Consider the following 15,525-nt stretch of genomic DNA (forward strand, 5'->3'; position numbering starts at 1 on the left):
TACATTAGGGAACAAGAAGCTGAAGATCGATTACGTGATCAAATGACGAGTAGAGAATATATAGACCCATTTAAACGAGATTAAAGAACAAATACGGTTGACGGTCAATTAAAAAAGCCCCATTAGGGGCAGTTAGTAAGGAGCCCTTATAGGGCGTTACTAAAACCGCCTGTTTTACAGGCGGATATTTATTTTTTTAAATAAAAGTGAAACATTTTATAAAGTTAAATCGTTATATTACTAATGTAAAAAGTGATAAGATACAAACATTTTATCGTAAAAAAAGTAAACAAAAAATGAATGTTTATTTGACAGAACACGTGTATTAGGTGTACTATATATTTCTGTGAATTGATTGGTAATATTACAGTTTACCAAATTCATCATTTAATGTAAAACTTAAATAACTTGAAAATAGTCTTATTTTTTTAGTCTATTTGACTAAAAGGAAGGTGTTCAAAATGGAAAGTTTAAATAATAAAAAAGAAGGCTTTTTAAACAAATTTTTTGGTCTTTATTTATTAGCTGTCCTTATGCTATGGATGAAAACATATATTACGCAAGTAACCCAATTCCATTTAGATGTTGATGGATTCCTGCAACAATTTCTATTGTTTATTAATCCATTAGGTTCAGCTATGTTGTTTCTTGGGTTTGCATTTGTCTTTAAAGGGCGTGGGAAATATACGTTACTCGTTGTGATGTACACGCTACTATCTATTCTTTTATACGCAAATGCGGTTTATTATCGATTTTTTAGTGACTTTATTACATTACCGACCATTTTCCAAACGCAAAACTTTGGAGATTTAGGTGGAAGTATTGTTTCCTTATTAAAACCTTACGATATTTTATTCTTTGTTGATGTATTTTTATTGATTTACTTATGTGTATCTAAAAAAATACAAAAGGATTACACTAGAGTTGGGTATAAAAAAGCTGTAGCAGTAATAGCTTTTGTAATTGGTTTATCGGTTATCAATTTAGGACTAGCTAACGTGGATCGTCCTCAATTATTAACACGTGGTTTTGATCGAAACTATATTGTGAAATATTTAGGAATGTATAACTATACGATGTATGACGCTGCTGAAACGATTAAGGCGTCTTCGCAAAGAGCTCTTGCTGATAGTGATGATATGACGGAAGTAATCAACTATACAAGATCCAATTATGCAGAACCGAACCCTGAATATTTTGGTGCAGCAAAAGGTATGAATGTAATCTATATTCATTTAGAGTCCATCCAAGACTTTTTAATGAACTATAAATTAAACGGTGAAGAAGTAACACCATTTTTAAATTCATTAATTAAAGATCAAAACACACTTTACTTTGATAATTTCTATCATCAAACAGCTCAAGGTAAAACTTCCGATGCTGAATTTATGTTAGAAAACTCTTTATTTGGTTTACCACAAGGATCTGCCTTTATAACAAAAGGTCAAAATACGTACCAAGCAGCTCCTGCCATTTTAAAAGAAAATGGTTATACATCTGCAGTGTTCCATGGGAATAACGGAACTTTCTGGAACCGTAATGAGATTTATAAATCATTCGGTTATGACCATTTCTTTGATGCGAATTACTATGACACAAGTTCTGAACAAGATATGGCGGAATACGGTTTGTTAGATAAACCATTCTTTGAACAATCAACGGAACTGTTAAAATCTTTACCTCAACCTTTCTATACGAAATTTATTACGGTTGGGAACCATTATCCGTATAAAATTGACCAAGAGTTAACAACGATTGGAAAAGCTACTACTGGCGACCCAAGTGTGGATAATTACTTCCAAACTGCTCGTTATGCAGATGAAGCGATTGAACAGTTCTTTACACAATTAAAAGAATCAGGTTTATATGATAATAGTATGATCGTTCTTTATGGTGACCATTATGGTATTTCAGAAAATCATAATCGAGCGATGGAACAAATTATCGGAAAAGAAGTAACACCTTATGAAAGTGCTAATTTACAACAAGTACCTTTAATTATTCATGTTCCAGGAATGGAAGGTGGAGTGAATCATACTTACGGAGGTCAAATGGACCTTCTTCCAACTTTGTTACACTTACTTGGAATTGATTCACAAAATTACGTTCAATTTGGTACCGATTTATTATCAAAAGAACACAATGAACTAGTACCGTTCAGAAATGGCGACTTTGTCAGCCCAACCATTTACTCAATTGATGATAAATTATATGATGCAAAAACAGGTTTACCATTAGAGGACCCTGACGATAGTCTATTGGAAAAAGCAAATGAGTTTGAAAAAGAAGTAGAATACAAACTACAATTATCTGATAAAGTCGTAAATGGTGATTTATTGAGATTCTATACACCAATAGGATTTACACCAGTCGATCCATCTCAGTACAATTACAGTAAGGTAACGACAGAAGAAACAGATGAATATTAAAATACGAAAACGGATTCCGATTATGGAATCCGTTTTTTTTTTGTACATAAAAGTAGAGAACTAGAAGGTAATTGGGGATAAATTAGTACAGTTAAATTATGGTAAAATACTTACTGAATATAGTATAATGACATTAATTTACTTTTTAGTATGTTACTTTAAAAACAATCATTTATTTTAACAGATAGATTAATAGTGGGAAAGGAAATAACTATGGCTAAGAAAATTGCTGTTGATATATCGAAATTGGAACATGCCTCACAAGTTCTTAATACCCATGCGGTAAGCTACGAGTTACTTTACAAACAACTAATAAGCACAGCTATTTTGAATGGAACAGCTTGGCAAGGGATTGATAACTTAGAATATGTAAAGAAATTAACAAGATTATCAGGTGACTTCCAAAAGAATGTAAAAATAATAGAAGACTTTTCGAAGTCTATAAAAAAGAGTGCAAAAATATATCGAGAAACGCAAAGTGATATTATCAATGATGCAAAAAGATTAACAAACTAAGGAATGTTTGAACATAAGGTAAGGTGAAAAGAATGGGGATCAATGTGGGAGAAGCCGTTAGACAGGCTAATAAACTAGAAAATTATGCAGATAATTTAAGAGTAGCGAACAACAGTTTAGAAAGCCTCCAGTCAACGTTGAATAGTGCTTGGCAGGCAGATGAAATGGTTTATGTAAATCGTGCCATTAACGAAATCAATAAAGATTTATTAAATATAGTAAATCAACTCAATAAGGTAGAATCACAAATTGTCTCAACGGCATATGAAATTAAACGTGAAGAGGAAAGGGAAAAGGCGGAAAGGGAAGCAGCAGAAAGAGCGAAGGAAGAAGCGGCTAGAAAAAGATAAATAAAATGGAATTTCTAATCACGGTTAGAATTAAAATATGAAACTTTTTAATGAAAGAATGGGTTTAGTGGAGGACATTCATGTCAAAGATAAAAGTCGATATTGATAGAGTTAATGATTTGACCCCTAGCTTTTCACAAGTTGCCACAAAAGTATCGAATACTACAGACAATGTTGCATCCATCCGATCTCAAATCGATTACCGTATTAAAGCACGACATGGCATCGGGGATCAATTGTACAAAATATATCGAATGAATTACAAACGATTGAAAAGAATATGCAAAAGTTAGTATCCTTCCTTCAAAATTCGATCTCCTTATGATTTCTTTAATTATCTCTCAATAGGAGCGTTAGACGGTCTGAATTCAGGGTTAAAAAGTCGAAATGAAAAAAAGTTCGACTCTACATATGACTTCTTCAATTATTTGACCCTTGGTTTCACTGATACAGCAAAAGAAGCTATTTTACCAGAAGATCCATTTTCAAAAGAACATTGGTTAAATAGTTTAGGAGTGGTTACAACAGTTGCTGGTTTAAAAGGTGCTACTCCGAAAACGGGAAGCCTTAAAAATGGTAATGATATAAAAGTTTCAACAAACAAGACTTCAGGGAGTGTCCAAGCAGGAATCGAGGATCTTTCCATTGATAAATATCTAAATCAAATAAAAAATAATATTCAAGAGCTAACAAATGTTGCAGGGAATGGACTCAACATGATGCCCGCAACCGGTGTTGCAACTGGTGCAGGAGTTACAATGATGAAGGGGCTAGATAATTTTCAAGGCCCTACTAAAACTGCCATTAAAACAGAAAATATTGGTGATTCTACAAAGCCGGTTGATAAAATTGATGAGGGAAATATTAAGGGTACGGGTGAATCTACTAAAAATGTAGATAAAATTGATTATGGAGCTTATTTGAAGAAAAATAAAGGTGATCCCCCAAGTGATATGTACGATCCTCATGCTCATCATATTGTATTTAAAAAAGGAAATGGAAAAGCTCAAAAAGAACTAGTAAAAGAAGGTCAAGACATATTAAGAGAATATGACATTGACCCAATTATTGGGCTTGAAAACCTAGTATGGGCTCCGAATAGAGTTAAGGGTCAGCATAGTATTGAAGCACTTAGAAATGTTGTAGATAATATTAAAAAAGTAAGGGATGCAGGTGGAGACAGAGAAGATATGGTAGAAATGCTTGAAAAACTCGGTGATATTGCCAAAAGAAGGAGATGATTTGGAAATGGATAGTAAACAGATTGCAAAAGACATTCGAACAGCTATAAAAAAAAGCGATTCGGATAAGGTCGTTGAATTAATCGGCACTAATAAAGAATATCTAAATATGATGACCCCTTTTGGAACGTGGCTTCATGTCGCAGCTTCTAGAGGGGAGTTAGATATAGTAAAAAAACTAATAGAACTTGGTGTTAATATTAATACGCCTGGAGGGGTGTATGGTGGTGGGGCGTTGAATGAAGCTGCAACTGCAGGGCATATAGAAATAGTAAAATATTTATTATCTTGTGGAGCTCATATGGATGTAAGTGAGCCTGAGAGGAATCCTTTATTTGGTGCAATTAGTAATGGGCATGTCGATATTGTAAAATTATTAATAGAAAGTGGTATCGATACGAAAGTTAAATATAATGGTGAGACAATGAAAGAAATGGACGCATTAGCTTTTGCAAAAGAGCAAGGGCAAGAGGAAATCATAATGCTGTTAGAACATCATTATGGTTCGTCTGTTACTACAACAATGGACGATATTAATAAAGATCATCATATAGAGATATTAGAGCATATCGCAAAATACTTTGGTCCTGTAAAAAATACTATAAGTGAAACTATTCCTGGCAGTAGAGTATCAGTCAATATCCACATAATTCCACCGTCAATGGATAAAGATTTCTTAACGCTTATAACCACTGGTATGAGTGATCAACCTATGGATTATTCTAACGAAGAAGATGTATTTAAATATGCCGAATTGTTACTAAAATTACCTTCAAATTGGTTAGTTGAGAAAGACCACATTAAGGATCAAAACCATTATTGGCCTCTTGGTTGGCTGCGGAAAATTGCACATATTCCTCATATTTATGATGGGTGGTTAGATGAAGGTGTTATTCTTCCAAATGGAGAGCCTCCTCAACCATTTGCAACAAACACAAAATTATCATGTTTTATGGTATGTAAACCTCAAGAACTCGGACTAGAAACCGTTCTTACTAATCAGGGGAAAATTAACATTTATACAATAGTTCCAATTTATGAAGAAGAAAGAGAACTTGCAATGGTAAAAGGTTTTGAGTATCTATTAATGCGATTGAAGGATAAAGGAATCACAGACGTTTTGGATATACACCGGGTAAATGTTGGTATGTTGTAGCAGTAAATATAACAATTTAATTGAAGGCAACTAGCACAATAGCTGGTTGCTTTTTATTTTATAAAATTTTATTTGGTACATTCTGCTCCTCAACTGCATATAGTTTTTTAAGTTCATTAATCCTTTTTTTTAGGTGGGTTCCACAATTAGCTCCCACTTACATTTATTTTTTTATAATTCATACTTTACCAATCGGTTTTTATGTATTATAGTTAATAATTGTTCATTATAATTCTAAAACTTTTTAAGGAGGAAACGATTTTGAATACGTTTTTAGTAATCGTAAATATCGCTATTTTAATAGCAATCATTGTCGGTTTATATATAATGCAAAAGAAACACGTGAAATTTTCAAAACGTGTTTTTGCAGGGCTTGGTTTAGGTATCGTATTTGGTTTCATTATGAATCTGATTTATGGTACAACATCAGAGGTCACTTCAACGACAATCCAATGGTTTAACATTGTTGGTTCTGGTTATGTTGGGTTATTACAAATGGTTGTCATGCCATTAGTATTTATCTCAATTATTGGAGCATTTACAAAAGTAAGTCTTTCAAAAAATCTAGGTAAAATTAGTGCTTACGGTATCGGGATTTTATTACTGACAACTGGGATTGCAGCGGCAGTCGGCATTGGTTCTGCCATTGGCTTTGGTTTAGAAGGGATTGAATTACAAGCAGGAGATGCGGAAAATGCACGTAATGCGGAATTGACAGAACGTGTGGCAACGGTTGAAGATATGACAATTCCTGAACAAATTCTTTCTTTCATTCCAACTAATCCGTTTGCAGATTTAGCTGGATCTCGTTCAACATCAACAATTGCTGTTGTTATTTTTGCATCATTTATTGGGATTGCATACTTAGGGATTAAACGTAAGCAACCAGAACAAGCTGAGTTGTTCAAAAAAATTGTGGATGCTTTTTACGCTATCATTATGCGTGTTGTCACTTTAATTTTACGTATTACTCCGTACGGGGTATTAGCTTTAATGGCAAAAGTCGCTGCGACAAGTGATTTTGAGGCGATTGTGAATTTAGGTAAATTCGTTATAGCTTCCTATGTAGCGCTTATTGTTATGTTCTTAATACACTTAATCTTTATTAGTCTAGCAAAATTAAGTCCAAAAACTTATGTGAAAAAAGGGTTACCTGCATTAACATTTGCATTTACATCCCGTTCAAGTGCAGGAACATTACCTCTTAACATTAAAACGCAAACGGATGGATTTGGTGTTTCTGAAGGGGTAGCCAATTTTGTTGGTCCGTTCAGTTTAACAATCGGACAAAATGGATGTGCAGGGATCTATCCAGCTATGTTAGCTGTTATGGTAGCACCGACAGTTGGCATTAATCCTTTAGATCCAAGTTTTATTATTACTTTAATCGCAGTTGTTATCATCAGTTCATTTGGTGTAGCAGGTGTAGGTGGTGGAGCAACATTTGCTTCATTAATCGTACTTTCAGTATTAAATCTTCCTGTTGCGATCGTTGGTTTATTAATTTCTGTTGAACCACTTATCGATATGGGTCGTACAGCTTTAAACGTAAGTGGAAGTATGACATCTGGTATTTTAACAAGTAAAATTACAGGTGAATTTGATCAAAAAGTATATAATAATAAAGCTGGTTTAGACGAAGTAGTTGAATCATAAGACTATTAATCTAGTATGAAATCAGTAAAACGTTTAAAAAGCGAGTTCCTTTATAGGAATTCGCTTTTTTATTGCATCATAACATAGGTTTGCTAGTCGGTTAGTACTTTTTGTTTAGATGGTGGTTCTTTTGTTTTATTTAAACTTAAGGAAATCTGTTCAAATGGGTAAAATGGCACGTGAAAATATACACATTATCCTATTATAATGAAGAGTATCAGTTAACAAAACTTTCTTAAATTTTCATAAAAAGGAGACGAATTATGTCAAAAACATTAAACGGTCTTTGGATTTTGCTTCTAATCATCCCAAATGTATTACTGTTGATTAGTTTATTGACTCAACCAATCAATATTTTAGTAATCGCTTCTATTTTAACCTCTATTATTTTATTACTTATTTTCCGAACACAGATGAAAGGTATCGAAAAACAAATCGTAGCGCCAATAGAGGGACCGAATAATTCTGTTGAAGTAGAATTGACTAGCTCTAATCAGCCTAAAACGATGAAATTAATGGAAGCGCTATTACCTAGTCTTGAAAACTTTCAATCGAAACTGTCAGAATTAGCAGTTTATGCTGAAAGGTCAGAGATGGGTGCGTTAAAACAGGCTGAAAATGTTGAAAACAATACGAAAACGATGTTAGAGATTTCGAGTGGTATCGAGCAAATTGCTAAAAGCGCCCAAATTGTGGCGAGCACATCCCAGGAAACAAATGAGACAAGCTCTCAAGGCTATGAATCATTAGAAGTAGTAACAGCTCAAATGAATGCCATCGATAAGTCGGTAAGTAACTTATCTCAAGTAATCAGTGATTTATCCCAATACTCTAAAGAGATTGGTAATATCGTTGGAACCATTACTGATATCTCCAACCAAACGAATTTACTTGCGTTAAATGCAGCGATAGAAGCAGCAAGAGCTGGTGAACATGGTAAAGGCTTTGCTGTTGTAGCAGATGAAGTAAGAAAATTATCCGAAGAAGTAAAAGATTCGTCCAATGAAATTTCAAAAATTGTCTCTTCTATTCAGGATACGATTGACCAATCGGTTTCACATATGAATGAAGGTCAAAATACAGTCATGAATGGAATTACGGTCGTTTCAGATGTAAAAGAGAAATTTAGTTTAATTCAAGGAAAAATTACAGCAGTGTCTGATCAAATTAATGAAGTTTCAGCTGCCGTACAACAGCTTTCTGCAGGGTCAGAGGAAATTGCCAATAACGTAGAGGTAACAAAACAATTCCAAGAATCTGGAGTGGCTGTTATTCAGAAATTAAACAGTCTTATTAAAGAGATGACGAAAGATGTAGAGCAGTTCAATCTCGTTACAAAAGAAATGGTTGAACATCACTAATTGAAATGGGGGATGTTTTCATGAATAATAGGGAATTTATTCATTGTGCAAATCAAAGTAAGTTTTATCAACAAAAACTTGTAAATGTTAACACGGAACATTGGGATTCAATTCCGTTTACGACGAAAAAGGAACTACGAGAGGCGGATGGATTTGACTTATTAGGTGTGGATAGTTCTCAAATTGCCACTTATCATGAAACAAGTGGTACATCCGGTAAACCATCTCCAAGCTGGTTTTCACATAACGATACATTACAAGAGGCAAAATTATTAATGGACTCAGACTTGCAATTATCGGAAAACGATCTTATTTTAAATCGTTTCCCATTTGCTATTGCATTACCAGCATTTATCCTTTATTGGACAGCAAGGGAAGCAAAGGCTGGATTTATTTCAGCTGACCAATGGAATTTGGCCGCTCCAATATCTCGCGTAGTAGAAATTTTACAAAAAACAAAACCTTCGATTCTTGCAATTGGTTCCAACGAAGCGATTAGACTTTATCACGTGGCGAAGGCAATGGGTGTTCAATTTCCTTTAGCAAATTTACGTGCATTAATCGTAGCAGGGGAATTAGTTTCACCATCTAGAAGAAAATATATTGAACAATTATTCGGAGTACCTGTACATATGCTGTTCGGTAGTACAGAAACGGGTTCCTTGTCCCTTTCTTGTAAAGAAGGTCATTTCCATTTAACCCATCCAAAAGTAAAATTTGAAGTGGTTGATGAACAAGGTCAAGTATTACCTTTCCATGAAAAAGGGTATTGTGTTCTATCAACAGCACGAGAAGGAATGCCACTTTTACGTTACTTTAATGAAGATATAATCGAAATTCAAGAAGACCATACTTGCAGTTGTGGTAATGAAACTCCTGTACTGATTCATTATGGAAGGGAAATTGAAAGTATAACGGTTCATGGAAATACATTTAGCTTTTACGATATACAGGAAGCTATCTATACGTTAAATGAAATTCCTTTCCAATGGCAACTTCAGCAAATTGATCAAACCGTGACGTTCTTCTTGCAATATACGAAAATTGTAGATGTATCGAGTATTTCGAAAGAGCTTTCTGACAAACTAGGATTGGAAGTTCTAGTGGAATTAAGCGAGCTTTATCCGATTGAAAACTATATTCAAAAGCCGAAACATACGAAAACAACGTATATTGAAAAAATCTTTACAGATGTTTTAGTGGCGGAATAATATTCTTAAGGGCATGTTTTGAACAGTTCGTTCATCCCATGCTCTTTTATTTTGGGAATATAGCCATTGTAGTTTTCGTACAACTGTACTAAAATTTAAACATGAGTACAAAAAATAATTCCAATAATAAAAAAGAAAAGTCTTTTATCGAGAAAGCTCGTAGAAATCAAATTGTGGAATGTGCGATTGAAACGATTGCAGAACTTGGTTATGCCCAAGCATCGGTAAGCAAAATTGCAAAACGGGCAAATATTAGTAAAGGGGTTATTACCTATCACTTTGCTAGTAAGGAAGAGTTATTAGAGCAAGTCGTCATTGATTATTACAATGCTTGTTTAGCCTATATTAATCCACAATTTGATTCTCACCTCTCTCCAAAAGAAATGTTATCGAAATACATTGAGGCAAATTTACATTTTATAAGTAAAAATCGAAAGCATGTATTTGCTGTCATTGAAATTGTGGCTAACGAGCGAACGGAAGATGGAAAACTACGCTTTGTAGGCGAATTGGATGAAAGAATTTTTCAACCAATTGAAAAGATTCTATTTTTAGGAATGGAGGATGGCACTTTCCGGGAGTTTACGCCTTTCTCAGCTAGAGTGATGGCAGTAACGATTCGAAACGTTATTGACGGATTTTGTATTGAGTTAATGAGAAACCCTGAAACTAACATTAATGACTATGTAAATGAGTTCGTTAAAATATTTGAATTGGCAACACGAAGTTAAATAGGAGAGGGTAGATGAGCGTGAATTTCTATGAGGTGACTTGTTTAAGTTGCAAACAAAAATATAAAGTATATGAAGGATCTAAGCAATATAAAGACGTTAAAGAAAGAAAAAGCAACTTATTTTGCTGCGAAGATTGTGGCCATAAAATCCGGATGGAAGCTATTAAAAACTTTTTAAATAAAATGAGGTAAGTTAATTGAGGTGATGAAGTATGAATGTCGTTGCAATAAATGAACTGTCTAAAGAAAAAGTAATCGAATTTTTTAAAGAACATTGGGGAAGTCCTCAAATGGTCATTTCAACAGGAATTTATGATTGTAGTACATTAGACGGCTTCGCGGTTTTAAAAGAAGAGAAAATTATCGGTTTAATCACTTATGATATACAAAACGGTGAGTGTGAGATTATCTCATTAGATAGTGTCGAAGAAGAGAAAGGAATAGGTTCCGCCCTAGTTCAAGAAGTAGAACGACTTGCTTTGAATAAAAATTGTAACGTCCTTAAGCTCGTTACAACGAATGATAATTTATTAGCTTTAAAGTTTTATCAAAAGCGCGGATTTATTTTATCTCAAATTTTCAATAATGCCGTAGAGAAGGCAAGAAAACTGAAACCTGAGATTCCCCTTATAGGAAATGACGGCATTCCTATTCGAGATGAAATTGAACTGAAGAAATTTTTGAATGGTTCTTCATTATGAATAGGGGCATAAGCAATTGAATATTCAACGAATAAGAATTATCTTAATATTTTCAGCTTTATGTATTATTTTACTAATTGTCATTTTAGTGAAGAAGGATATTACAAAAGATACGGATTTTAATCCAATGATAACGACGGCTAAGGAAACAGTAAAGGTAGACTTCAATACTCCTTTAACTAAGTTAGATGAGTCTGTTACAACGTTAGAAGAATACAGAGGTAAGGTTCTAATTATTAATTTTTGGGCATCTTGGTGTGGACCGTGTCAACAAGAGGCACCTCATTTAAAAGCATTTTATGACAATATGCCTGATAATGTTGAGCTATTAGCAATCAATATCACTTCATCTGAGATTCGTAAAAATATCGAGAAATTTATAGATTTATACGATTTAAAATTCCCAATCTTTTTAGACCTAGACAAGTCCCTTGAGAAATCCTTTAAGGTACTCACTTATCCAACAACTATTATTGTGGATGCAAATGGAATATTGAAGTATACAATAAAAGGACCAATAAATGAAAAACAATTAAAAAAACTTGTTACAAATCTTTAGTTGAAATTTATGTTCCTATTGACTGATTTGAATAGATAGATAAAAGTTACCCAAACTACTTTAAAACAGTATTTGGAGGAACACGATGACAAACGAAAAACAACCAAAACGAGACAATCGCTTTAATAATGTGGAACGTCTTCATGACATGATCGAAAACACCGAAAGAAAACTTCATGAAGCAGAAGTGAGTATGGAATTTGCAAGTCCAGAAGAACGGGAAATGTTGAAACAAAAAAATGAGCGCCGTAAACAATCGATTGAAGCGATGAATGCAGAAATGAAGGAAGAAATGGAAGCACGTAAAAAAGGTAAGATATAGAGGAGGAATTCTGGGAAAGTTATTCATTTTTTTAAAAAGAATTTAAGGGAAAATACCCTCTAAATTGATTGTTAAACATTTTAGAGGGTATTTAATTTATAAAGAATAGATGATTTATCTTCATTCTTATTAATTATTCTTTTTTGTAGTAGATTGGTTAACGAAACCGTCGACTTGCGATTTTAAATCTTCTACTAGTTCTTTTAGTGATTGTTTTTGTTCATCTGTTAATTTACTTTTAGTGTTCTCTAGATTAACACCATTTTTTCGGAGAACTTCACTAACTAGTAGGTCAACAACTTTGTTAGGAATTGCATTTGGATCCTTCATACGTATCACTCCTTAACATTAAGTAGCTCTAAATAGCATATGCAACGATTAGTTAAGAGGAAACGAAAGATTATTAGTTCCTCTTCGTGTTTTTCATAAAATTTAAGTATTATCCAAAAAACTTATGGTAAATTTTGATGCAAAAAATAATATCCCACGCAACATAAATGATTCGTATGTTACGTGGAAAAACTTCTCTCCCCATAAAAAATCGACTAATAAATAGGTTCCGATGATCATAAAATTGCCTATTTTGTTGTTGGGAAATGTTTTGTTTAGTACATAACCTAGTGATTAGCTTTAGGATATATTTAGAAGATTTCTCATGAGTTTTATATATTTCTATTTATCCGAGCTATTTTAGTGTCAATACTATAAGATATCTAATTTAGCAACAAGCGCTAGAAGAATTTGTAGCATTGCTTGGATATTCACTGATACATCAGTGTCAGTTGTGTTCACTGTAACATTTTTAGATGTTTCGATAATCGTTTTTTGAGTATTGCGTTGTTTTGTTTTCATGAACTGCAATAGATCTTGTGTAACAGCATTGCCTTGATCATCGTCACCGATTGTAATACTAATTACAATAGCAATTGCTGCTTGGATAGCTAGTTGTAAAGATATTGCAACTTGAGTATCTGTTGTATTAACATTAACACCTTCTGAATCCTTTACAATAATCCATTCAAAAGATTGTTGTGTCGTATTCATGACTTGATCGGCATTTTGCGCTGTATCGGAATCGATATTGCTGCTGTTATCGTCACAATGATCTAATGCTCTCCACTTTTTTTCTCCCATTCTTCTCACCTCTTTCACCCTAAAATTTAAAGATTAAAGAACATCTAATTTCACTACTAGTGATACAAGCACTTGTAACAATGCTTGAATATTCACAGAAAGGTCTGTATCAGATGTTGTAATCGAAACATCTTTAGAATTTTCGATGTAAACTTTTTGTTTGTTTGTCTGTTCACTATCTAACTTCTGGAAGAGTTCTTGCGCTACAGCTCGACCTTCTATAGAATCACCAAGAGAAATGCTGATTACTAAAGCAATTGCAAGTTGTAAACCAACTTGAAGAGAAATTGCGGCTTGTGTATCATTTGTATCAACTGTAATGTTGCAGGAATCTTTAATCCAGATTAATTCGTCAGAAGTTTGTTCTACTAACATAACTTGATCAAAATTTTGTGCAACTGTAGCGTTTGGAAGTGTGCTTCCCATCATCATTTCATTGTTAAAATTGAACCCGTTGTTACAGCTGCTGCTACTACTACTGCTACTGCTACTACTGCTGCTACTCTCCTCCATCGAATGATTAGGGGAACTGCATCGTCTACAGCGATGTCTATCCTCAAAATTTTTCTGACTACAATTTGAACATCTCCAACGTTTCACCTAATATTCTCCTCCTTTCCTGAAAAATCACCAAGTTTCTCCACTTGACACTAATAGAATATGGACTTATAAAAATTTGATATAGTTGATTATCTTATATTTGAAAAAAACTTTATGAATTAATAGGAAGAAAGCCTATTTTGATTTGGGAAGGGAAATATTTTAGACATTTTTACTTGGAAAAATTGAAATGAACGGGAAAGGGGAAATCTATTCTTTCCATTGTATTCAGCGTAACTACTAAACGTCTCATGCAATCACACAATGACAAAGAAATAATTTATTAATGAAACATTTTTTTAAATAAAAAAGGATTCGTCCTAATTCAAGAACTAATCCACGAATAACTGGACTATGTAAATAAAAAGTCAACTAATGATAGGTAGTTGACTTTAAATGGGAACTTTCCTTTTGAATAAAGAGGGTTTTGTTTAAAGGGGGATATTAGGTTTACGAAAGAGTTGGTTAGCAGGGAAAAGTACTAAAGGTCGCCTTGTTTTAAAAGGGTGTAAATTTGACTTGTTTCTTTCTCTGGAAAAATACCAAGGTCTTCACATAATGATTGTTTAAATGATTCATATAAATGAAGAGCATCTGCACGCATACCCAGGCGAATATAGACCTTCATTAACCGAACTACTGCGGATTCTGAATAAGGATTAAACTGCAGAATTTTTTGAAGCACAGTAATGTATTTAGTATCTAAATGTTCTTGTTCGTAGTAATCAGCTAAACTGTAAAGGGTGGAAATAAATTTCCCTGAAAGTTCATTCGCTTTTACCCGTGCCCACTCATACCCTTCTTCCTCTAAATATTCTCCATTATATAAAAGAATATTCCTTTCAATAGTATCTATATTTTTTGAAGAAACAACAGTTGGCATATGTTCAAAAACGACCGCATCACACCAGGCTTGTTCCAGATGAAGCGTATAGTGCTGTCCGGCAAAAGACAGAGTGTGATTTGGATGGAAAGATTCAAGCATTTTTCTTATGTATGAAATACATGTGTGAAGATGTATTTTTGCTTTTTTATAGTCGTGGTTTTCCCATAGTTTGTCGATTAATAAATCTCTGTGAATGGGTGTATCTAAATGCATTAAGAAAAAAGCGAATAATTCCTTTATTTTAGCTGACTTCCAAAGAACCGGTTCGCCATTGAAAGATAAAGATAGTTGCTTAAAACATCGGATTTCCAAGGATGGGAGAGTGGAATGATCCATTGATTCACTAAGATGTTCTTCTTCCAGTCGTTCATGAATACGATTAATCGTTTTATTAAGTCTTTCTTTTAATACGGGTTTTAATAAATAATCCGTTGTTTCAAGTTCAAAAGCTTGTATGGCATAGTCACGATGTGCCGTAACAAACACTACTTGAACAGTAGGATTTTCTTCATGGATTAAGGCGGCTAAATCCATTCCGCTAATACCCGGCTGTATTTCGCAAGTAAAAATTGAGCCATTTATTAATTAAAAACTGATCCACTTAAACCGAACTATTTTCTAGCCATTCTTTTGTATCTAATATTCGATAAGATGGTCCAACCATGTCTAT

The 15,525-nt window shown here is 33.6% G+C and carries 18 protein-coding genes and 1 pseudogene; 14 read left to right on the plus strand and 5 right to left on the minus strand.

The features are described from left to right. The 14 genes and pseudogenes from EC501_RS18845 to EC501_RS16670 all read left to right on the plus strand — a co-directional run. Positions 1–84: pseudogene (locus EC501_RS18845) on the plus strand (IS200/IS605 family transposase); the annotation flags it as partial. Between the two features lie 377 nt (positions 85–461). Next, positions 462–2,429, plus strand: a complete 1,968-nt coding sequence (gene ltaS / locus EC501_RS16605; RefSeq protein WP_122973463.1) for a lipoteichoic acid synthase — start codon at positions 462–464, stop codon at positions 2,427–2,429. Positions 2,430–2,642: 213 nt separating this feature from the next. Then, positions 2,643–2,945 carry a WXG100 family type VII secretion target gene (locus EC501_RS16610; protein WP_122973464.1) on the plus strand — a complete coding sequence of 101 codons (303 nt, stop codon included), beginning with the start codon at positions 2,643–2,645 and terminating at the stop codon, positions 2,943–2,945. 32 nt (positions 2,946–2,977) lie between these two features. Beyond that, the gene (locus EC501_RS16615; RefSeq protein WP_122973465.1) at positions 2,978–3,295 is read left to right on the plus strand and encodes a hypothetical protein; all 318 of its coding nucleotides are present in this window, start codon (positions 2,978–2,980) and stop codon (positions 3,293–3,295) included. An 80-nt stretch (positions 3,296–3,375) separates the two neighbouring features. Then, on the plus strand, positions 3,376–3,588 hold the full coding sequence (locus EC501_RS16620; RefSeq protein WP_122973466.1) for a hypothetical protein: 213 nt from the start codon (positions 3,376–3,378) through the stop codon (positions 3,586–3,588). Positions 3,589–3,723: 135 nt separating this feature from the next. Then, positions 3,724–4,536: an AHH domain-containing protein gene (locus tag EC501_RS18680; RefSeq protein WP_241559385.1), complete on the plus strand. Its 813-nt coding sequence runs from the start codon at positions 3,724–3,726 to the stop codon at positions 4,534–4,536. Between the two features lie 7 nt (positions 4,537–4,543). Further along, positions 4,544–5,692 (plus strand): suppressor of fused domain protein, encoded by a 1,149-nt coding sequence (locus EC501_RS16630; RefSeq protein ID WP_122973479.1) that lies wholly within the window; start codon positions 4,544–4,546, stop codon positions 5,690–5,692. Positions 5,693–5,953: 261 nt separating this feature from the next. Beyond that, positions 5,954–7,348, plus strand: a complete 1,395-nt coding sequence (locus EC501_RS16635; RefSeq protein ID WP_122973467.1) for an L-cystine transporter — start codon at positions 5,954–5,956, stop codon at positions 7,346–7,348. Between the two features lie 263 nt (positions 7,349–7,611). Beyond that, on the plus strand, positions 7,612–8,709 hold the full coding sequence (locus EC501_RS16640; protein WP_122973468.1) for a methyl-accepting chemotaxis protein: 1,098 nt from the start codon (positions 7,612–7,614) through the stop codon (positions 8,707–8,709). 20 nt (positions 8,710–8,729) lie between these two features. Further along, positions 8,730–9,920 (plus strand): phenylacetate--CoA ligase family protein, encoded by a 1,191-nt coding sequence (locus EC501_RS16645; protein ID WP_158599738.1) that lies wholly within the window; start codon positions 8,730–8,732, stop codon positions 9,918–9,920. Positions 9,921–10,021: 101 nt separating this feature from the next. Next, positions 10,022–10,651, plus strand: a complete 630-nt coding sequence (locus tag EC501_RS16650) for a TetR/AcrR family transcriptional regulator (RefSeq protein WP_122973470.1) — start codon at positions 10,022–10,024, stop codon at positions 10,649–10,651. 214 nt (positions 10,652–10,865) lie between these two features. Beyond that, positions 10,866–11,354, plus strand: a complete 489-nt coding sequence (locus EC501_RS16660) for a GNAT family N-acetyltransferase (RefSeq protein WP_122973472.1) — start codon at positions 10,866–10,868, stop codon at positions 11,352–11,354. 16 nt (positions 11,355–11,370) lie between these two features. Next, positions 11,371–11,913 carry a TlpA family protein disulfide reductase gene (locus tag EC501_RS16665; RefSeq protein WP_122973473.1) on the plus strand — a complete coding sequence of 181 codons (543 nt, stop codon included), beginning with the start codon at positions 11,371–11,373 and terminating at the stop codon, positions 11,911–11,913. A gap of 85 nt (positions 11,914–11,998) precedes the next feature. Beyond that, positions 11,999–12,235: a small acid-soluble spore protein Tlp gene (locus EC501_RS16670; protein WP_122973474.1), complete on the plus strand. Its 237-nt coding sequence runs from the start codon at positions 11,999–12,001 to the stop codon at positions 12,233–12,235. 129 nt (positions 12,236–12,364) lie between these two features. Here the strand turns inward: EC501_RS16670 and EC501_RS16675 are convergent, their stop codons facing one another. From EC501_RS16675 to EC501_RS16690, 5 genes are all read right to left on the minus strand, one after another. Then, the gene (locus tag EC501_RS16675) at positions 12,365–12,565 is read right to left on the minus strand and encodes a spore coat protein (RefSeq protein WP_122973475.1); all 201 of its coding nucleotides are present in this window, start codon (positions 12,563–12,565) and stop codon (positions 12,365–12,367) included. A gap of 372 nt (positions 12,566–12,937) precedes the next feature. Beyond that, positions 12,938–13,369 (minus strand): spore coat protein, encoded by a 432-nt coding sequence (locus EC501_RS16680; protein WP_122973476.1) that lies wholly within the window; start codon positions 13,367–13,369, stop codon positions 12,938–12,940. 33 nt (positions 13,370–13,402) lie between these two features. Then, positions 13,403–13,795 (minus strand): spore coat protein, encoded by a 393-nt coding sequence (locus tag EC501_RS16685; protein ID WP_241559386.1) that lies wholly within the window; start codon positions 13,793–13,795, stop codon positions 13,403–13,405. Between the two features lie 2 nt (positions 13,796–13,797). Beyond that, entirely contained in the window at positions 13,798–13,929 is a 132-nt protein-coding gene (locus EC501_RS18745; protein ID WP_277749727.1) for a hypothetical protein, read from the minus strand. A gap of 521 nt (positions 13,930–14,450) precedes the next feature. Next, complete coding sequence (locus tag EC501_RS16690; protein ID WP_338322904.1) at positions 14,451–15,437, minus strand: BTAD domain-containing putative transcriptional regulator; 987 nt, start codon at positions 15,435–15,437, stop codon at positions 14,451–14,453. Positions 15,438–15,525: the final 88 nt, after the last annotated feature.

It is taken from the genome of Lysinibacillus halotolerans (genome assembly GCF_003711845.1).
GTDB lineage: Bacteria > Bacillota > Bacilli > Bacillales_A > Planococcaceae > Ureibacillus > Ureibacillus halotolerans.